The sequence below is a fragment of the Rhodoferax ferrireducens T118 genome, from assembly GCF_000013605.1.
In the GTDB taxonomy this organism is placed as follows: Bacteria; Pseudomonadota; Gammaproteobacteria; order Burkholderiales; family Burkholderiaceae_C; genus Rhodoferax; species Rhodoferax ferrireducens.
This window is the reverse complement of record NC_007908.1, coordinates 762,184-779,891: the sequence shown is the minus strand read 5'-3', so window position 1 is coordinate 779,891 and position 17,708 is coordinate 762,184. Positions and strand designations below refer to the sequence as shown.

General features: G+C 60.7%; 21 protein-coding genes. 6 read left to right on the top strand and 15 right to left on the bottom strand.

Annotated features, from left to right (window positions below):
• Window positions 1-32 precede the first annotated feature (32 nt).
• The 3 genes from RFER_RS03685 to ruvA are packed head-to-tail and all read right to left on the bottom strand — an operon-like array spanning window position 33 to window position 1,434.
• Window positions 33-536, bottom strand: coding sequence for a C40 family peptidase (locus tag RFER_RS03685; RefSeq protein ID WP_011463064.1), 504 nt, complete (start codon window positions 534-536; stop codon window positions 33-35).
• A 52-nt stretch (window positions 537-588) separates the two neighbouring features.
• Window positions 589-834, bottom strand: a complete 246-nt coding sequence (locus RFER_RS03680; protein WP_011463063.1) for a hypothetical protein — start codon at window positions 832-834, stop codon at window positions 589-591.
• A 27-nt stretch (window positions 835-861) separates the two neighbouring features.
• Entirely contained in the window at window positions 862-1,434 is a 573-nt protein-coding gene (gene ruvA / locus RFER_RS03675; RefSeq protein ID WP_011463062.1) for a Holliday junction branch migration protein RuvA, read from the bottom strand.
• Between the two features lie 41 nt (window positions 1,435-1,475).
• Here ruvA and RFER_RS03670 point away from each other — a divergent pair, with 41 nt between their 5' ends.
• From RFER_RS03670 to queC, 3 genes are all read left to right on the top strand, one after another.
• Entirely contained in the window at window positions 1,476-2,492 is a 1,017-nt protein-coding gene (locus RFER_RS03670; protein ID WP_011463061.1) for a PhoH family protein, read from the top strand.
• 71 nt (window positions 2,493-2,563) lie between these two features.
• Window positions 2,564-3,013: an rRNA maturation RNase YbeY gene (gene ybeY / locus RFER_RS03665; protein ID WP_041791419.1), complete on the top strand. Its 450-nt coding sequence runs from the start codon at window positions 2,564-2,566 to the stop codon at window positions 3,011-3,013.
• A 36-nt stretch (window positions 3,014-3,049) separates the two neighbouring features.
• A complete protein-coding gene (gene queC, locus RFER_RS03660) occupies window positions 3,050-3,781 on the top strand; it encodes a 7-cyano-7-deazaguanine synthase QueC (RefSeq protein WP_011463059.1) in 732 nt (243 codons plus the stop codon).
• Here queC and RFER_RS03655 read toward each other — a convergent pair.
• Genes RFER_RS03655 through ilvA form a run of 3 tightly spaced genes read right to left on the bottom strand, consistent with a single transcriptional unit; the run spans window position 3,754 to window position 8,037 of the window.
• A complete protein-coding gene (locus tag RFER_RS03655; RefSeq protein ID WP_011463058.1) occupies window positions 3,754-5,595 on the bottom strand; it encodes an ABC transporter ATP-binding protein/permease in 1,842 nt (613 codons plus the stop codon). The genes queC and RFER_RS03655 overlap by 28 nt on opposite strands.
• Window positions 5,588-6,493 carry a 5'-nucleotidase gene (locus RFER_RS03650; protein WP_011463057.1) on the bottom strand — a complete coding sequence of 302 codons (906 nt, stop codon included), beginning with the start codon at window positions 6,491-6,493 and terminating at the stop codon, window positions 5,588-5,590. The genes RFER_RS03655 and RFER_RS03650 overlap by 8 nt, the downstream gene beginning before the upstream one ends.
• On the bottom strand, window positions 6,490-8,037 hold the full coding sequence (gene ilvA, locus RFER_RS03645) for a threonine ammonia-lyase, biosynthetic (RefSeq protein WP_011463056.1): 1,548 nt from the start codon (window positions 8,035-8,037) through the stop codon (window positions 6,490-6,492). The genes RFER_RS03650 and ilvA overlap by 4 nt, the downstream gene beginning before the upstream one ends.
• An 85-nt stretch (window positions 8,038-8,122) precedes the next feature.
• Between ilvA and RFER_RS03640 the strand changes: the two genes are divergently transcribed.
• Entirely contained in the window at window positions 8,123-8,572 is a 450-nt protein-coding gene (locus RFER_RS03640; RefSeq protein ID WP_011463055.1) for an OsmC family protein, read from the top strand.
• 1 nt (window position 8,573) lies between these two features.
• Here the strand turns inward: RFER_RS03640 and coq7 are convergent, their stop codons facing one another.
• The 4 genes from coq7 to tyrS form a co-directional block, all read right to left on the bottom strand.
• Window positions 8,574-9,206: a 2-polyprenyl-3-methyl-6-methoxy-1,4-benzoquinone monooxygenase gene (coq7, locus tag RFER_RS03635; protein WP_011463054.1), complete on the bottom strand. Its 633-nt coding sequence runs from the start codon at window positions 9,204-9,206 to the stop codon at window positions 8,574-8,576.
• An 80-nt stretch (window positions 9,207-9,286) separates the two neighbouring features.
• Complete coding sequence (gene dtd / locus RFER_RS03630) at window positions 9,287-9,766, bottom strand: D-aminoacyl-tRNA deacylase (RefSeq protein WP_011463053.1); 480 nt, start codon at window positions 9,764-9,766, stop codon at window positions 9,287-9,289.
• A 19-nt stretch (window positions 9,767-9,785) separates the two neighbouring features.
• Window positions 9,786-10,700: a cation diffusion facilitator family transporter gene (locus tag RFER_RS03625; protein WP_011463052.1), complete on the bottom strand. Its 915-nt coding sequence runs from the start codon at window positions 10,698-10,700 to the stop codon at window positions 9,786-9,788.
• A 7-nt stretch (window positions 10,701-10,707) separates the two neighbouring features.
• Window positions 10,708-11,952 (bottom strand): tyrosine--tRNA ligase, encoded by a 1,245-nt coding sequence (gene tyrS, locus RFER_RS03620; protein ID WP_011463051.1) that lies wholly within the window; start codon window positions 11,950-11,952, stop codon window positions 10,708-10,710.
• A gap of 137 nt (window positions 11,953-12,089) precedes the next feature.
• Between tyrS and RFER_RS03615 the strand changes: the two genes are divergently transcribed.
• Entirely contained in the window at window positions 12,090-13,487 is a 1,398-nt protein-coding gene (locus RFER_RS03615; protein ID WP_011463050.1) for a M23 family metallopeptidase, read from the top strand.
• Between the two features lie 37 nt (window positions 13,488-13,524).
• Window positions 13,525-14,694, top strand: coding sequence for an anhydro-N-acetylmuramic acid kinase (locus tag RFER_RS03610; protein WP_011463049.1), 1,170 nt, complete (start codon window positions 13,525-13,527; stop codon window positions 14,692-14,694).
• A gap of 22 nt (window positions 14,695-14,716) precedes the next feature.
• Here RFER_RS03610 and erpA read toward each other — a convergent pair whose 3' ends face one another.
• From erpA to rplM, 5 genes are all read right to left on the bottom strand, one after another.
• Entirely contained in the window at window positions 14,717-15,079 is a 363-nt protein-coding gene (gene erpA / locus RFER_RS03605) for an iron-sulfur cluster insertion protein ErpA (protein WP_011463048.1), read from the bottom strand.
• A 57-nt stretch (window positions 15,080-15,136) separates the two neighbouring features.
• Window positions 15,137-15,538, bottom strand: coding sequence for a bactofilin family protein (locus RFER_RS03600; RefSeq protein ID WP_011463047.1), 402 nt, complete (start codon window positions 15,536-15,538; stop codon window positions 15,137-15,139).
• A 36-nt stretch (window positions 15,539-15,574) separates the two neighbouring features.
• Window positions 15,575-16,303, bottom strand: a complete 729-nt coding sequence (locus RFER_RS03595) for a DUF6776 family protein (protein ID WP_011463046.1) — start codon at window positions 16,301-16,303, stop codon at window positions 15,575-15,577.
• 99 nt (window positions 16,304-16,402) lie between these two features.
• Window positions 16,403-16,795, bottom strand: coding sequence for a 30S ribosomal protein S9 (gene rpsI / locus RFER_RS03590; protein ID WP_011463045.1), 393 nt, complete (start codon window positions 16,793-16,795; stop codon window positions 16,403-16,405).
• Between the two features lie 10 nt (window positions 16,796-16,805).
• Complete coding sequence (gene rplM, locus RFER_RS03585; RefSeq protein ID WP_011463044.1) at window positions 16,806-17,237, bottom strand: 50S ribosomal protein L13; 432 nt, start codon at window positions 17,235-17,237, stop codon at window positions 16,806-16,808.
• Window positions 17,238-17,708: the final 471 nt, after the last annotated feature.

Genomic DNA, 17,708 nt, shown 5'->3' with positions numbered 1-17,708 from the left:
CCGGCCAAGCTCCGCTGCTGGCTCGACCGACGTCAAGGCCGGCGAAAAGTCACTTGCTGGGATGACCAATATCTTGAGTTCAATTGATCAAGCCTGACTTCCCCGCCCGTGGATGGCGCGTGGACAAAACGGCCAGCGCCAACATAAATTCCCGCGTGCGTGACGACGTCGCTTTGGGCAAAGAGGACCAGGTCGCCCGAGCGAATGTTGTCGCTCAATACCGGCTGGCCCCAATGCTGCATCCTGGCGACGGTTCGAGGTGGCGCCAACCCGGCCCTCTTCTGGTAGATGTAGCCAATCAGGCCACTGCAGTCAAAACCCGAGTCCGGTGTGTTGCCTCCATAGCGATACGGCGTGCCGACAAGGCCGACAGCGTAAATCGTGATGTCATCGGCCTGCCCTTGCGAGATTCTCGACGGCACGTCCGGGACCTCATTGGAACCCAAGCCACGACGGGCCGATGGCGAGGTGCCACAGCCCCCAAGGATTGATAGAAGCGTCAGGAAAACAGCTAAAAGGCCGAGTCTGTTGAACATATTCACGCCGGTTCATTGAATCCAGAAACAGATGAAGACAACACCCATCGAGTCAATTCCACTGGGTGTAAAGCCATCCGCACAAGCCAGCACCCACAAGCCACAGCAACCAGGTTTGCGGCACGGCATACGGGTACACCATCAAGACCACGCCGGTCCAGGTCAGTGCGGGTGACATTGTTTTGCGACCGCGCCTGAACGCCACATAGCCAATGATGCCAAACAAAATGGCGCCGACGATGTAGGCGGGACTGGGCAGGACCAGGCCGAGGGATTCGAGATTTTTGATTTCATCCATAGGGCATCGTCAATCAGGCCCGCAGCCCTACTTCCCCAAGGCCCGCAGCGCCAACCTGATGCCCTCGCTCACGCCCACGTCACTCGGCAGCGCCTTCAAGGCGGCGGCGGCCTCCTTGTCGCTGTAACCGAGCGCCAGCAGCGCCTGCAAAATGTCGGCCTGACTGTCATTGGCCACACTGGCGGCGACACCGATATCGGGACCGAGTTTGCCTTTGAGCTCCAGCAGCAGCCGCTCGGCGGTTTTCTTGCCGATACCGGGCACCTTGATCAGCCGCCCGCCTTCTTGCAGTGTGACCGCCTGCGCCAGCTCAGCCACGCTCATGCCCGACAGCACCGAGAGTGCCGTGCGCGGCCCGACGCCCGATATTTTGATCAGCTCGCGAAACGCCGCGCGCTCCTGGCTGGTGGCAAAGCCATACAGGATCTGCGCGTCTTCACGCACCACAAAATGCGTCAGCAGGCTCACCCGGGCGCCCAGCTCGGGCAGGTTGTAAAAAGTGCTCATCGGCACCAAAACCTCATAGCCCACGCCGTGACAGTCCACGATCACTTGCGGTGGATTCTTGTCGTCGAGCGTGCCGCTTAATTTGCCGATCATTTATTGCCTATCATGGGTGACCTTTTTCAGGAATTATCAACTTGATTCTCCGACACCTGTTTTCTCCGCCGAATAACACCCGCTTAAGCCACCTGTGCGGCCCGATGGACGAGCATCTGCGCACCATCGAGGTCGCGCTGCAAGTCAAAATTGCCCACCGCCACGAGCAGTTCAAGGTCGACGGCACCAAGGCCAATGCCAAGCGCGGCATGGAAATGCTGCAAGCCTTGTACGAGATGGCAGTGCGCCCGATCGAGCCCGCCACCGTGCAACTCATGCTGGCGGGCGACGCCGACATGAATGACACCGACGGCCCTGGCCTGAAGACCAGGCGCAGCGACCTCAAGCCCCGCACCCTCAACCAAGCGCTCTACCTGGACCAGATTGCCAGCCACGACATCACCTTTGGCATCGGCCCGGCCGGCACTGGCAAAACCTACCTGGCGGTGGCGATGGCCGTGGACGCCTTGGCGCGCAGCGCCGTGCAGCGCATCGTGCTGACGCGCCCCGCAGTGGAAGCGGGCGAGCGCCTGGGCTATTTGCCCGGTGACCTGGCGCAAAAAATAGACCCCTACCTGCGCCCCTTGTACGACGCGCTGTATGAGCTGATGGGTTTTGAGCAGGTGCAAAAAGCGTTTGAGCGCCAGACCATCGAGGTCGCGCCGCTGGCCTTCATGCGCGGGCGCACGCTCAACACCGCTTTTGTGATTCTGGACGAGGCGCAAAACACCACACCCGAGCAGATGAAGATGTTTTTGACCCGCATCGGCTTCGGCTCCAAAGCGGTGGTAACCGGTGACGTGAGCCAGATCGACCTGCCCAAGACCCAACTCAGCGGCCTGATTGACGCCGAGCGCGTCTTGAAACGCGTGCCCGGAATTGCCATCTGCCGCCTGACCAGCGCGGATGTGGTGCGCCACCCGCTGGTGGCGCGCATTGTGGACGCCTACGATGCACCCGGGCGCGCCAGCGCGGCGCAGCGACGCCAGGACGACGACATCGACGATGAGGTGGCAGGACCCAAGCCGCGGGTGCGTGCGCACAAAAAACCGGCCTGATCCGGCCAACTACTGAAACAATAGCTACTCACGCTTATTCCACGGTGGCTAGCGGCCTATTTCTCTTAAACATCATGTTAAACCAACTGACTCTTTCGCTGCAATTTGGCAAACTTGAAAATCCCGCCCTGCACCGCGGCGCCCTGCCCCGCCACAAGGTGGCGCGCTGGCTTCGCCATGCGCTGCAAAGCGACGCCGAAATCACCGTGCGCATCGTCGATACCGAGGAAGGCCAGGCGCTGAACCGCGACTACCGGCACAAGGACTACGCCACCAACGTGCTGACTTTCGACTACACGCAGGAGCCCGTGGTCACGGCCGACCTGGTGCTGTGCGCACCGGTCGTGGCCCAAGAAGCCAAGGAACAAGGCAAGACGCTGCAAGAGCACTACGCCCACCTGCTGGTGCACGGCGCCTTGCACGCGCAGGGCTGGGACCACGAAGCAGAAGAAGACGCCCAGGTCATGGAATTGCGCGAAAGCGAGATCATGGCCCGGCTGGGTTTTGAGAATCCTTACTGATACCGGCGCACCCCGTTTTTCCCCAAGCGCTCCTTTATGCACACCACAGCCCTTGTTCTTTTTTCTGGCGGCCAGGACTCCACCACCTGTCTGGCGCTGGCGCTCTCCAAGTACCAGCGGGTGGAAACCATCGCCTTTGATTACCGCCAGCGCCACCTGGTCGAACTCGATGCGCGCCTGATCGTGCTCAACGAGATCCGCGCCAGATTCCCGCAGTGGGCAAGCAAACTGGGCGAGGATCATCTGCTGGACCTGGCGGTGCTGGGCGAGGTCAGCGACACCTCGCTCACGCGCGACACCGCTTTCAAGATGGAGCAAAGCGGCCTGCCCAACACCTTTGTGCCGGGGCGCAACCTGCTGTTTTTAACGCTTGCCGCCGCCGTGGCCTACCGGCGCGATCTGCAGGTGATGGTCACAGGGGTTTGTGAAACCGACTTTTCCGGCTACCCCGACTGCCGCGACGACACCATCAAGGCCATGCAACTGGCGCTCTCGCTCGGCATGGACAAACGCTTTCTGATTGAAACCCCGCTGATGTGGATCGACAAGGCCGCCACCTGGGCGCTGGCTTACGAGCTGGGTGAAAAGTCCGGCACGCCGGGCGGCGGCCAGGCTTTGGTGGACCTGATCATCGAGCACACCCATACCTGCTACCTGGGTGACCGCCAGCACCGCCATGCCTGGGGTTACGGTTGCGGCAGCTGTCCGGCCTGCGAGTTGCGCGCGCGCGGTTATGAGCGTTATTGTGCTGCGCGAACGGCGGGCTGATCGGCACTCTGCGCTTTCAGCCGATACCCTGCCGGTGCGCCTTCCGGCAATTTTTCCAGCGTCCAGTGCTGGGTATGAAAAGTCGCCACGGTGGGTCGATGAGCTATTGAAACAATAGCGCCTTGCGCAGACTGGACAAGGGCCACAAGTCGTTTGTATATTTTATTTTCAGACGCTTCGTCGAGCGCGCTGGTGGCCTCATCGGCAAACACCCATTTTGGTTTTTTCAGCAGCACGCGGGCAATGGCCAGCCGTTGCTGCTCGCCGCCGGAGAGTTTTTGGCTCCAGGCGTCGGCCTGATCCAGTTGCTCCGCCATTTGGGGCAGCAGGGCGTCGGTCAGGGCCTGGCGCAGCTCGGCATCGCTGTAGCGGGCCGGCGTTTCGGGATAGGCCAGCGCATCGCGCAGCGCTCCGTTGGGGAAATAGGGCCGCTGCGGAATGAACATGGCCTGCGCCGGGCGGCTGACACTGCCGCTGGCAAACGGCCAGATGCCCGCAAGCGTGCGAAACAAGGTTGACTTGCCGCTGCCCGACGGCCCCTGCAGCAACACGCTGTCGCCCGGCTTGGCGTGCAGCACGGCCCCCGCCAGCAGCACGGCGCCATCCGGCAAGGCCACGGTCAGGTCATGTGCATCAAGTGCTACAGAGTCAGTAGCTGACAACGCAGTATCGACGGAGGCTAGAGCCCTGAAAGACGCTTCAAAACTGGTCAGGCGGTCGGTCGTCGCGCGCCAGCTGGCCAGACTGCTGTAGCTGTCCACGAACCAGCTGAGCGAGCCCTGCACCTGACCGAAGGCCGAGGAAATCTGCATCAATTCGCCCAACTGGATGGCGCCGCTGAAAAAGCGCGGCGCCGCCACCACAAACGGGAACACCAGCGCCGCCTGGCCAAAAAAGCTGGTGAACCAGACCAGGTTTTTCTGTGCCTTGATCAACGCCAGGTAATTACCCAGCACGCGCGAGAAGCGGGCGTCCAGCTGCACGCGTTCCACCGCTTCGCCCCGGTCCAGCGCAATCGATTCGCTGTATTCGCGCACCCGCACCATGTGGTGACGGAAATCCGCCTCGACCCGCTGCTGCTGAAAATTCAGCTTGATCTGGGGCCGCCCGATGTAGTGCGTCAGGATGCTGCCGGCCGCGCAGTACAGCACCGCCATCCAGACCATGAAGCCGGGAATGTTGTACGCGCCGCCGTTGAATGAAAACGCAAAGCCGCCCGACAGTCCCCACAAAATGCCGACAAAGCTGGCCAGCGTCACCACCGCATTGAGCAGCCCCATGGTCAGGGAGATGGTGTAACTGGTGAACAGGTTGATGTCTTCCTGAATCCGCTGGTCCGGGTTATCGGGATTGCGGGCATCACCGTTGGCTTGCAAGGTGAAGCGGTTCAATTCCAGCTTGTAGAACGCATGATTGGCCAGCCAGCGCTGCAGGTAGTGGCCGGTCATCCAGGCGCGCCAGCGCAGCTCCAGCAACTGCGTCAGGTAGAACTTGTAGACCGCCATGACAATGAAGGCAAACGCGAGGTAGGTGAAGCGCCCCAGCTGGGTCCAGAACACGGTCGCATTTTTGTCCTGCAGGGCGTCGTAAAACAGCTTGTTCCAGTCGTTGAACAGCACCGCCATGTAAACCAGAGCCAGATTCAGGACGACGATGGCAACCAGCAGGCCGCGCGCCTTCCACTTTTCTTCCGACTGAAAATAGGGCTTGGTCAAGGCCCAGGCCTGGGCCGTGAAGGCCTTGAAGGCGCCGAGTTTTTGGGACCAACCCCTGGGCGGACTTTGATGCGCTGGCAATGGCGGCTCCTCAAGCATTCGAGATGCCGCTCGCCACATGGCCCGAGGGCACATGGCGGGATGCCGAATCGACGTGCCCGGTCTGGTCGTCAAAGAAAAAATCGGGCTCGAACTCGCGCAGGAACTCGCCCTTGGGCAGGCCGCCGAGGAACATCGCCTCATCGACCTCGATGTTCCAGTCCATCAGTGTGCGAATGGCGCGTTCGTGCGCCGGGGCGCTGCGGGCGGTGAACAGCGCGGTGCGGATGCGCATGTGGGGCGTGCCGGCCTGTTGCAGGCGATGCAGGGCAGCCAGCAGCGGCTTGAACGGCCCCGCCAGCAGCGGTTGCTGCGCTTTATCGGCCTCGTGCTTTTGAAAGGCGAGCAAGCCTTCGGCCTGGTAGACGCGCTCGGCTTCATCACTGAACAAAACGGCGTCACCGTCAAAGGCAATGCGCACTTCATGCGGATAGGCGTCGCCGGCGTGGACCGATTGCGGATAAACCTGCGCGGCGGGCACACCGGCTTGCAGCGCGGCGCGCACGTCGCTTAAATGGGTGCTGAGAAACAGGTTGGCGTGCAGGGGTTTCAGGTAGCGCCACGGCGGCTCGCCGCGCGTGAAACTGCAGCGGATGATGGGCAGGCCGTAGTGCGCGGCCGACTTCATCACGCGCAGGCCGCTGACCGGGTCGTTGCGCGACAGGATCACGACCTCCACCGGTTGGTTGCTGCCGGCATCCAGCGCGTTAAACGCCAGCATTTTTTGCACCAGCGAAAACGCCACGCCCGGCTTGGCGGGCAGGTCCAGGCGCTGCAACTGCAGCGCCATGTAGGCGCGGTCATCGCCCTGCTCAAAGAGCTCGTTTTCTTCCTCGAAGTCAAACAAGGCACGGCTGGAGATCGCCACCACCAGCTTGCCGTCGAGCGAGACGCTCATGACTGCAAAAACATCCGGTACACCGGGTTGGCGGTTTCTTCCACATACGGGTAGGCCAGCGTATCGAGAAACTCGTCAAAGTCGGCGGTGTCGGCCTGCGGCACTTGCAAGCCGACCAGAATACGGCCGTAGTCCGCGCCCTGGTTGCGGTAGTGAAACAGGCTGATGTTCCAGCCCGGGCGCATCAGGCTCAAGAACTTCAGCAGCGCACCGGGCCGCTCGGGAAAGACAAAACGCAACAGGCGCTCGTCCTGCGCCAATTTTGAATGGCCCCCGACCATGTGGCGGATGTGCTCCTTGGCCAGTTCATCGTGCGTCAAATCCAGCGCGGCAAAGCCATGCCTGGAAAAGTTGGCGGCAATCTTGATCGATTCGCCTTTGCCGTGTGTCGTCAGGCCAACGAAGACATGGGCTTGCGCCGCTTCGCTGATGCGGTAGTTGAATTCGGTCACATTGCGCGGGCCACCCGGCAGGTTGCCGATCAACTCGCAAAAACGCCTGAAGCTGCCGCGCTCCTCGGGAATCGTGACAGCAAACAAGGCTTCCCGCTCTTCGCCCACCTCGGCACGCTCGGCGACAAAGCGCAGGCGATCAAAGTTCATGTTGGCGCCGCACAGAATGGCGGCATAGGTTTCGCCTTTGGTCTTGTGCGCCGCGACATACTGCTTGATCGCCGCCACCGCCAGCGCACCGGCGGGCTCCACAATGCTGCGGGTATCGACAAACACATCCTTGATCGCAGCGCACACCGCGTCGGTGTCCACGGTGACAAACTCATCAACCAGCTTGCGGCTGATGCGAAAGGTCTCCTCGCCCACCAGTTTCACCGCCGTGCCGTCCGAGAACAGGCCGACGTCCGGCAATGTGACGCGCTTTTTCGCCGCGATGGATTGCATCATGGCGTCGGAGTCGTTCATTTGCACGCCGATCACTTTGACCTCCGGGCGCACCGCCTTGATGTAGTTGGCCACACCCGAGATCAGGCCGCCGCCACCGATGGCCACAAACACGGCGTCGAGCCGCCCCTGGTGCTGGCGCAAGATTTCCATCGCAATCGTGCCCTGGCCGGCAATCACGTCCGGGTCGTCAAACGGATGCACAAAGGTCAGGCCCTGCTGCTCTTGCAGTTCGACTGAATGGGCATGGGCATCGGAATAGCTGTCGCCGAACAAGACCACCTCCCCGCCAAGACCACGCACCGCATCAATCTTGAGCCGCGGTGTGGTGGTGGGCATGACGATGACAGCGCGCGTGCCCAGGCGCTTCGCGCTCAGTGCCACACCTTGGGCGTGGTTGCCGGCCGAGGCGCAAATCACCCCTTTCTTCAACTGCTCCGGCGTCAGGTGCGCCATCTTGTTATAGGCACCCCGCAGCTTGAAGCTGTGCACCGACTGCTGGTCCTCGCGCTTGAGCAGCACGGTGTTGTGCAGGCGTTGGCTCAAGGCGTGGGCCGGCTCCAGCGCGGACTCGACGGCGACGTCATAGACGCGGGCGGTCAGGATTTTTTTCAGGTAGTCGGCGGGTTTGAGGTGTTCGGTCGTCATAGGGGGGGCTTTAAGTAGCTGTCAATGATAAACGCCCGCCTCAGGCGACAATTCACACCTTTTAAAAGCACAAGGTGGGCAAATCATGGAATGCACAGTCAGCTGGACCGGCGCCCTGGGTACGCGCTCGGGCATGGGTTTTGTGGCCGAGACCGGCAGCGGTCATACGCTGGTCATGGACGGCGCGCCGGACGCAGCCAAGCCTGAAAACGGTGGCCTGAATCTGGCCCCGCGCCCGCTGGAGACGGTGCTGGCCGGCACCGGCGGCTGCACCGCTTACGACGTGGTACTGATCCTCAAACGCGGTCGCCACGATGTGCGCGGCTGCACGGTCAAGCTCAGCGCCGAACGCGCCGAGGTCGATCCCAAGGTATTCACCCGCATCAACATGCACTTCACCGTGTCAGGCAAAGGCATCCCGGCCGCCGCCGTCGAACGCGCCATTGCCATGAGCCACGACAAATATTGCTCGGCCAGCGTGATGCTGGCCAAGACCGCTGACATAACGACCAGTTTTGAGGTGTTCGAGGTTTAAGTCAGATCCGGTGCGCCACCGTCGTCATCACCTTGGCGGCAGCCGTCATCAGACTCTTCACCGGCGGGGGCAGTGGCACCGCCCCGGCTTTTTGCGCGTCCAGCGCATGGCGGACCTCGTCGTCCTTCATCTGTGCCACGATGGCGCGCGAGGCGTGGTCATTGGCGGGCAGCAGGCTCAGGTGGCTCTCCAGATGCGCTTCCACCTGGTTTTCAGTCTCCACCACAAAGCCCAGGCTGATCGGGTCGCCCAGCCGCCCGGCCAGCAGGCCCAGGCCAAAAGCGGCGCCGTACCACAGGGGATTGAGCAAGGACGGGCGCGCGCCCAGCTCATCCAGGCGCTGCTGGGTCCAGGCCAGATGGTTGGTCTCATCGGCACTGGCTTTGGTGAAATGCGCGCGCAGCGCCTCGTTTTTTGTCGCAAAGGCCTGCGCCGTGTAGAGCGCCTGCGCACAGACCTCGCCGACGTGGTTGACGCGCATCAGCGCACCGGACTGGACTTTTTCAGCGTCCGTGAGCGCCGTGGCCTCACCGGGCAAGGTCGGGCACGCCCGCTCGGCATGGGGGGTGACAAACAGCGTGCGCAGCGCGGCATCACAGGTGGTGAAAAAACGGTCTTGCAGTGTGTTTGGCATCTTGTGTCCTTCACAAAAAATAATGGCTAAATTGGCCTGAAGCCACCGCCATCATTGGGTTTATAGCTATTAAAAAAATATCATTCTGGCGCAACGCCAGCGGGTGGCGCCATGCGCAGCGGGATCGTCACCGGCCCGTCGTTCACCAGATGCACCTGCATGTCGGCACCAAACTGGCCGGTCCGCACCACCGGATGCGCCCGCCTGGCCTGCGCCACAAAGTGGTCATACAGGCGCCGGCCTTGCGCAGGCGCTGCAGCAAGTGTAAAACCGGGCCGGTTGCCACCGCTCACATCGGCCGCCAGCGTGAACTGGCTCACCACCAGCAGACCACCCGCCGTTCCCCGGCCGTCCATGTCCTGCAGGCTGTGGTTCATCTTGCCAGCCGCGTCGCTGAAGATGCGCAACTTGAGCACCTTGCTCAGCAACTTATCACTCTCGGTCTCGCTGTCACCGCGCTCGGCGCACAACAGCAACAGCAGCCCGGCGCCAATTTCGCCGACGATCTGGCCCTCTATCAGCACCCTGGCCTCGCTGACACGTTGCAGGACGGCGATCATAGGCCCATCTGGTGCTGCGTCATATCAAATCCCGCACGTCATCAAAATGAGCCTCCACATCGCTGGGCAGCAATTGGATGGTGGCGCGCAGCCCCGGCACGGCACTCATCAGCGCCTGCTCGACGCTGCTGCGCACCGCAGCAGCGCGCCCCAGTGACCAGCTCGCGGGCATGTGCATGTGCATGTCGACAAAACGGCGCTGGCCCGAGCGGCGCGTCGTCACATGGTCAAAGCGGATGGTGGGATGGGCAAACTCGGCCAGCGTTTTCTGGATCTGGCGCAGCACATCGGGTTCCACCGCCTCATCCATCAGCCCTTGCGACGCGCGCCACATCAGGTGGGCGCCTTCCCACAAGATGTTGAGCGCGACACCGATCGCCACCACCGGATCCAGCCAGAGCCAGCCGGTCAGGGCCACGGCGCCAATGCCGACCACCACGCCAACCGAGGTCCAGACATCGGTCACCAGATGACGGGCATCGGCGTCCAGCGCGACCGAGCGGTGCACTTTCGCGGCGCGGAACATGAACCAGGCCATCAAGCCGTTCAAGGCTGAGCTGACAACCGACAAGGCCAGGCCCCAGCCGACCTGCTCGATCGGTTGCGGGTCCAGCAAGCGGTGACCCGCGGCCCAGACAATGCCCACGGCCGCCGCAATGATCAAAACCCCCTCAAAACCGCTGGAGAAATACTCCGCCTTGTGGTGGCCGTAGGGGTGATCGTCGTCCGCCGGGCGCTGTGCGATGGTCACCATCAACAAACCAAAAATCGCGCTGGCCAGATTGACCAGTGACTCCATCGCGTCTGAGAGCAAACCGACCGAATCGGTGATGTACCAGGCCAGCGTCTTGAGTGTGATGGTGATGATGGCCACCACCACCGACGCCAGCAGCAGGCGCTGCGGCGTCAAAAAACGCTCGGGGATAAAGGCCATGACGGGCTTAGCCGAGTGTGACCCGGGCAAACTTGCGCTTGCCAACCTGCACCACGTAGGTGCCCGCACCCAGCTTCAGACCTTTGTCGCTGACCACGCTGGCGTCGATGCGCACGCCGCCACCGTCAATCAGGCGGTTGCCCTCACCACTGGACGCAGCCAGGCCGGCCAGCTTGAGCAAGGCGCCGATACCCAGGGGAGCGCCGCCGTCGCCCAGCGACAGGGCCACTTCGGCAATCTCGTCGGGCACGCCACCGCGCGAACGGTTGACGAAATCCTGCTCGGCGGCTTCGGCCGCAGCGGCGGAGTGAAAGCGCGCCGTGATCTCTTTGGCCAGCGCCACTTTGGCATCTTTCGGATTGCGCCCAGCCGTCACCTCAGCCTGGAGTTTGGCAATGTCTGCCTCACTCCTGAAACTGAGCAAGGTGTACCAGCGCCACATCAACACATCCGAGATGCTCAAGCACTTGGCAAACATGGTGTTGGCGTCTTCGCTGATGGCGATGTAGTTGCCTTTGCTCTTTGACATTTTCTCTATGCCGTCGAGCCCTTCGAGCAGGGGCATGGTCAGGATGCACTGCGGCTCCTGGCCGTATTCGGCCTGCAAATGGCGCCCCATCAGCAAATTGAATTTCTGATCGGTGCCACCCAGTTCCAGGTCGCTGCGCAGCGCCACCGAGTCGTAGCCCTGCATCAAAGGGTATAAAAACTCATGCACGCTGATCGGCGTGCCGGACTTGAAGCGGTCGTGAAAGTCGTTGCGCTCCATCATGCGCGCCACGGTGTATTTAGCCGCCAGCTCGATCATGCCGCGCGAGCCCAAGGTGTCGCCCCACTCGCTGTTGTAGCGAATCTCGGTTTTCGATGGGTCCAGCACCATGGAGGCCTGGCGGTAGTAGGTCTGGGCGTTGACCTCGATTTGTTCACGGGTCAAGGGCGGGCGCGTGGTGTTGCGGCCAGACGGGTCACCGATCAGGGTGGTGAAGTCGCCAATCAAGAAGATCACGGTGTGGCCCAGGTCCTGCAACTGGCGCAGTTTATTGAGCACCACGGTGTGGCCAATATGGATGTCAGGCGCAGTGGGATCGAGTCCGAGCTTGATACGCAGCGGCACGCCGGTGGCCTCGGAGCGGGCCAGTTTCTTGATCCAGTCGTCTTGCGGGATCAACTCTTCACAGCCGCGCAAAGTCACGGCGAGCGCCTCCCGGACACGATCTGTTACAGAAAAGGGGACGGTAGCAGCTTGATTCATAAGGGTTATTCTCGATGCCAGCAGATGGGCCGAAGTTATACTTTGCGTTTTCTCAAGTGCCTGAGTTTAATTCGCCAGGCACGTGCTTCCTGTCTGTTCGGTTGCGCACACAGCAACCTTTACCTGGACTACTTGTTTTGATAAACAGCCTACTTGGCGCCGGAAATGCTTTATTGGCTGTTTCCAGCCAGTTCATCCATCAGCATCCTAAACGTATCACTGCCGTCATCGCGGCCTTGCTGCTCAGCGGTGGCGGTGGCGCCTTCGCCGTTGCCTCGTTCGCGCCCGATGCTTCTGAATTACCCGTGCGTGAGTTGTTGGAACCGGTACAGGCACTGCCAATTGTCGTTCCGGCTGACCTGGACCTCCAGGCGCTCAGGCTGTTCCGCTCAGAAATTACCCGCTCCAGCGATACCGCCGACACCTTGCTCAAGCGTCTGGGCGTCGATGACGCCGCCGCCGCCGCTTTCCTGCGCTCGGATGCCACTGCTCGGCAGGTCCTGATCGGACGCGGTGGCCGCAACGTGACCGCCGAGACCAGCGAGCACAACGGCTTGCTCAAACTCAGCGCCCGCTGGAACAGCGACACCGACGGCAAGTTCAACCGACTGGTGCTGGAAAAAACAGCGCGGGGCTTTGTGTCGCGCGTGGAGTCGGCAGCGCTGACCGCCACCAGTCACCTCGCCAGCGGCACCATCCAGAGTTCATTGTTCGCCGCCACTGACGACGCCAGGATTCCCGACAATATTGCCACCCAGATGGCTGAAATTTTTGCCGGCGACATCGATTTCCATCGCTCCCTGCGCAAAGGTGACCGCTTTTCTGTGGTCTACGAAACCCTCGAAGGCGACGGTGAGCCGCTGCGCACCGGCCGCGTACTGAGCGCCGAATTCGTCAACAACGGCAAGACCTTTCAAGCGATGTGGTTCCAGGACCCTGCGCTGGGTGGCGCCGTGACTGCCAGTAGTGCTGGTACTGCAAACACCCGCGGCAAAGGCGGCTACTACACGCTGGACGGCCAAAGCCTGCGGCGCGCCTTTCTGGCCTCTCCGATGGAATTTTCCCGTGTCACCAGCGGGTTCAAGATGCGTATGCATCCCATTTTGAAGGTCATGCGCGCACATCAGGGTGTCGATTACGGTGCACCCACGGGTACTGCCGTGCGCAGCGTCGGCGATGGTGTGGTTGATTTTGCCGGCGTGCAAAACGGCTATGGCAACGTCATCATCCTCCAGCACCGCAACAACTACAAAACAGTGTATGCCCACCTGAGTCGCATCAATGTGCGCAAGGGTGAGAGCGTCAGCCAGAGTCAGAACATTGGCGCCGTAGGTGCCACCGGCTGGGCGACCGGTCCGCATTTGCACTTTGAGTACCGTATCAATGGCGTCTACACGGATCCACAGAACATTGCCCGTGAAAACGTGACCACGCCTCTGTCAGACTCCGCGAAGCCTGTTTTTGCCCGACTCGCCGCCGAAAACCGGGTTGCACTTGCGGCAGCGGCATCAATGCAAACCGGCAGCACACAGTAATTACGCTGGTCTGAGTTCAACAGCCCCCTAGCACGGCGTGTCTGATCTGTATATTGGCCTGATGTCCGGCACCTCGCTGGACGGCGTGGACGGCGTAGTGGTCGATTTTTCTGGCGCGCACCTGCGTGTTTTGGCGCATGTCAATGCGCCTTTGTCGACGGCCTTGACCCATGAGTTACTGGCCCTCAACAGCCCTGGCACGAACGAATTACACCGCGCGGCACTGGCCGCCAATGCCTTGGTACGCGTCTATGCCCACGTGGTGGCCCAGTTGCTTGAATTGGCGGACATCGAGCACAGCGCCGTCGCGGCCATCGGCGCCCACGGCCAGACGGTGCGCCATCAGCCGCAGTCCTTTGACGGCACCGGCTACACCCTGCAACTCAATAACCCCGCCCTGCTGGCCGAGCTGACCGGCATGGACGTGGTTGCCGATTTCCGTAGCCGCGATGTGGCGGCCGGCGGCCAGGGTGCGCCGCTGGTACCGGCTTTTCACCAATCGGCATTCGGGCAGCCCGACCAGACGCTGGCCGTGCTGAATCTGGGCGGCATGTCCAACCTGACCGTATTGGGCCCTTGCCCCGCCACTGAATCTCCAGCGGGCGTGCTGGACGCTGACCCACCCTCTTGTTTTCACAGCCATGACGTGCTGGGTTTTGACTGCGGCCCCGGCAACGCCTTGATGGACACGTGGTGCCTGCAGCACATCGGTCAACCGTTCGACGCCGACGGTGCATGGGCCGCAGCCGGGCGCGTGCATGGCGAGTTACTCGCGGCCTTGCTGGACGAGCCCTACTTTGCGCAATCCGCGCCGAAAAGCACGGGGCGCGACCTGTTCAACTCTGGCTGGCTCACCTGGAAACTTGAAAAATTCTCCTCGGTAGCGCCGGTGGATGTGCAGGCGACACTCACCGAACTGACGGCCAGCGTATGTGCCACCTGCGTCAAGCGCTACGGTTCCGAGAGCAGCACCCTGATTGTGTGCGGCGGCGGCGCATTCAACAGCCACCTGATGGTGCGACTGCAAGCACTGCTGCCAAGGCTGAAAGTGATCTCTTCGCAAGCCCGCGGTTTACCGCCCTTGCAAGTGGAAGCCGCCGCTTTTGCCTGGCTGGCACGCAATACGCTGTTACGCAAAACTTCAAGCCTGGAAAAAGTAACGGGCGCCAGCGGCGCCCGTATCTTGGGTGCGATCTACCCGGCCTGACCGGTCAACGCCGCCAATCCCCTTAAGAGAAGCTCGATCCGCAGCCACAGGTGGTGGTTGCGTTGGGGTTTTTAATGACAAACTGCGCCCCTTCCAAGTCTTCCTTGTAATCAATCTCGGCCCCCACCAGATACTGGTAGCTCATGGCATCGATCAACAGGGACACACCGTTCTTGGTCATGGTGGTGTCGTCTTCATTGGTGATTTCATCAAACGTGAAACCATACTGAAAGCCGGAACAGCCGCCACCCTGCACAAACACGCGCAGCTTCAGGTCCGGGTTACCCTCTTCAGCAATCAGGTCGGCTACTTTGGCGGCCGCACTGTCGGTGAAGAGAATCGGGCTTGGCATTTCAGTCTGGATAGTTTCTGCGACGGCGCTCATGGATTTCTCCGTTAAATTAAGTTAAAGAATACTACAGCAATTAGCTCAACAATTCAGTCAGCCATTGTTTGCCGCCAGTTTCAGTATGGGCTTTGCTTCCGCCTCAGCGCCTGCGAGCGGGTACAACTGCCCAGCAATGATGGCACCCTGATGCATCTCCAGTGCCGCGTAGTGCACATCACCTTGAATGCGGGCTTTGGGCTGCAGTTCCAGCATGACCCGCGCATGCACCGGCCCTTTGACCGCGCCGTTGACGATGATGTGATCGGCATGGATTTCACCGATCACCGTGGCAGCCTCCGAAATGACCAAAATACTGGCCTTGTCGGTTTCGGCAAACAAGTTGCCGACAATCGCACCATCAATGCGCAAGCCATCGGTGAAGTTGATGTTGCCGTCAATCTGACTGCCCTCGGCAATCAGGCTTTTGATGGGCGGTTGCTTCTTTTTGTTGAACACGTTTGTTTCCTGAAATTCTTCGTTCGCTGCGTTGCACTATAGCTTGATGGATTGCACCGATCTCACAACTGGCCCCTCCAGCACCTTGGCGCTAAGGCCCTTGACCACGACTTGTGCCGGCAGTTCAAAAACGCCTTCCATGCGGCCATACTGTTTCAGCTTGAACGTCTGCGCACCACCCGGCAAGGTGGCCAGCCACGGCTTGCCGTTGAGCACACCGCTGAAGCTCAACGCCAATTGGCCACTGAACTCCGGCGCGTTTTTGCTCGCTTGCATCACCAACACTTGCCATTTTATTTCACGCCCGTTGCGGACTTCGGCCTGCAAGCCACGGATCGCAATCCCGCCACCACCCGAGGCCGGAATCAGCTTCTCAAAAAAACCAAGGTCGTCGCGCAAACTGCGATTTTCGGCTTGGAGTTGTTTGTTCTGGGCCAACAGCGTTTCCTGCGTCACCTTTTCCGTGGTCAGCAAAGTGTCGACGGTGTTGGCGACGGACTGGGCCTGATCACGCGCGGCCTTGATTGTCACCAGCTCGGCCTGCAAGGCCGCCAGTTCGGCCCGCGCTTGCTGAAGTTCTTCTTTGCTGCCTCGGTCGAGTCCCGCAATGTCTTTGCCAAACTCGAACGCCCATAGACCCAGGGCGGCACAGAAACCAAAAACAACGGCCAGCCCCAGCCAACGCAAGGGCCAGGGCATGGCGCTGCGCACCGCCATGCGCGGGGCGCTGACCGTCAGGCGGCGAATGAATAAGCGCAGGCGCATGCTGCAGAAATCGGCGAGCCAGAATGCAAACAGCCGCCGGAATCTGAATTCTGGCGGCTGTTGTTTGGCAACATGTCGTTGGCGTAATTCGAACTGAAATTAGCGCTTGCTGAACTGTTTGCGGCGACGTGCACCGTGGAAGCCAACTTTCTTACGTTCCACTTCACGCGCATCACGCGTGACGAAACCAGCTTTGCTCAACTCAGGCTTGAGCGTGGCATCGTAGTCAATCAGGGCACGGGTAATACCGTGGCGCACCGCGCCGGCTTGGCCCGACTCACCGCCGCCAGCCACGTTGACCATGATGTCAAACGTTTCAGCGTGGTTGGTCAGCAACAGAGGTTGCTTGCAAATCATGATGGACGTTGCACGGCCAAAGAATTTTTCAATCGCCTTGCCATTGACCACGATCTGGCCGGAGCCTTTTTTCAGGAAAACACGGGCGACGCTCGATTTGCGACGGCCGGTACCATTGTTCCATTCACCAATCATCAGTGGCTCCTTAAAGTTCCAACACTTTGGGTTGCTGGGCAGTATGCGGGTGCTCAGCACCACCGTACACCTTGAGCTTTTTGATCATGGCATAGCCAAGCGGTCCCTTGGGCAGCATGCCCTTGACGGCTTTTTCCAGAGCACGGCCAGGGAATTTGGCTTGCATGTCGCGGAAATTGACGCTTGAGATGCCGCCGGGATAGCCAGAATGGCTGTAATAGATTTTGTCAGTCGACTTGGCGCCGGTGACGCGCAGCTGGGCTGCATTGATGATGACAATGAAGTCACCGGTATCGACGTGAGGCGTATAAATGGCCTTGTGTTTGCCGCGCAAACGGAGAGCAACTTCGCTGGCTACTCGTCCGAGGACCTTGTCGGTCGCGTCAATCACAAACCACTCGTGCACCACGTCAGCTGCTTTAGCGCTGAAAGTTTTGGTCATGAGTTTTCTACTAGAGAGGGTTTGTCGGGCTCTTTTCCACGGTCGGCGTTCCTCTGATGGGAATCTCTTAGGTGGGATCGAAGCTTCGCCGCGGAGCCACAAAAGCGCTGCGAAGCCGAGCATTATAGGAGATTTGGCGAAAGACCCCCGTTTTCGTTGTTACGGGCGTCGTCTTTGCCGCTTGTGTTTCGCCTTATTGCCGGAGCCTCGTGCCAGGCGGGCGGTATGGTTTGCGGACTGTATGAAGCTTGATGCCACGAAAAAGTCGAAGACGACTGGAACTGTCGCTTCAAGGCCAGTGGGGAGCTTCTGAAGAGAGTGATCATGTTCCGGGCAGCATTTCAACTACACATCCAACATCCATCCAGCATTCCTTTGTATCGAATCTGAACCCTCCAGCCACCAACACCGCCACTCGGGCTGGTGGATCGGGTGTCCGATCGACGACCCCATTCGCGGCGATCACGATGC

What these genes read in the sequence shown, in the direction of transcription:
- RFER_RS03685 (WP_011463064.1), bottom strand. Translation starts at nt 536, where the DNA reads ATGTTCAACAGACTCGGCCTTTTAGCTGTTTTCCTGACGCTTCTATCA.
- RFER_RS03680 (WP_011463063.1), bottom strand. Translation starts at nt 834, where the DNA reads ATGGATGAAATCAAAAATCTCGAATCCCTCGGCCTGGTCCTGCCCAGT.
- ruvA (WP_011463062.1), bottom strand. Translation starts at nt 1,434, where the DNA reads ATGATCGGCAAATTAAGCGGCACGCTCGACGACAAGAATCCACCGCAA.
- queC (WP_011463059.1), top strand. Translation starts at nt 3,050, where the DNA reads ATGCACACCACAGCCCTTGTTCTTTTTTCTGGCGGCCAGGACTCCACC.
- RFER_RS03655 (WP_011463058.1), bottom strand. Translation starts at nt 5,595, where the DNA reads ATGCTTGAGGAGCCGCCATTGCCAGCGCATCAAAGTCCGCCCAGGGGT.
- RFER_RS03650 (WP_011463057.1), bottom strand. Translation starts at nt 6,493, where the DNA reads ATGAGCGTCTCGCTCGACGGCAAGCTGGTGGTGGCGATCTCCAGCCGT.
- ilvA (WP_011463056.1), bottom strand. Translation starts at nt 8,037, where the DNA reads ATGACGACCGAACACCTCAAACCCGCCGACTACCTGAAAAAAATCCTG.
- RFER_RS03640 (WP_011463055.1), top strand. Translation starts at nt 8,123, where the DNA reads ATGGAATGCACAGTCAGCTGGACCGGCGCCCTGGGTACGCGCTCGGGC.
- coq7 (WP_011463054.1), bottom strand. Translation starts at nt 9,206, where the DNA reads ATGCCAAACACACTGCAAGACCGTTTTTTCACCACCTGTGATGCCGCG.
- dtd (WP_011463053.1), bottom strand. Translation starts at nt 9,766, where the DNA reads ATGATCGCCGTCCTGCAACGTGTCAGCGAGGCCAGGGTGCTGATAGAG.
- RFER_RS03625 (WP_011463052.1), bottom strand. Translation starts at nt 10,700, where the DNA reads ATGGCCTTTATCCCCGAGCGTTTTTTGACGCCGCAGCGCCTGCTGCTG.
- tyrS (WP_011463051.1), bottom strand. Translation starts at nt 11,952, where the DNA reads ATGAATCAAGCTGCTACCGTCCCCTTTTCTGTAACAGATCGTGTCCGG.
- erpA (WP_011463048.1), bottom strand. Translation starts at nt 15,079, where the DNA reads ATGAGCGCCGTCGCAGAAACTATCCAGACTGAAATGCCAAGCCCGATT.
- RFER_RS03595 (WP_011463046.1), bottom strand. Translation starts at nt 16,303, where the DNA reads ATGCGCCTGCGCTTATTCATTCGCCGCCTGACGGTCAGCGCCCCGCGC.
- rpsI (WP_011463045.1), bottom strand. Translation starts at nt 16,795, where the DNA reads ATGATTGGTGAATGGAACAATGGTACCGGCCGTCGCAAATCGAGCGTC.
- rplM (WP_011463044.1), bottom strand. Translation starts at nt 17,237, where the DNA reads ATGACCAAAACTTTCAGCGCTAAAGCAGCTGACGTGGTGCACGAGTGG.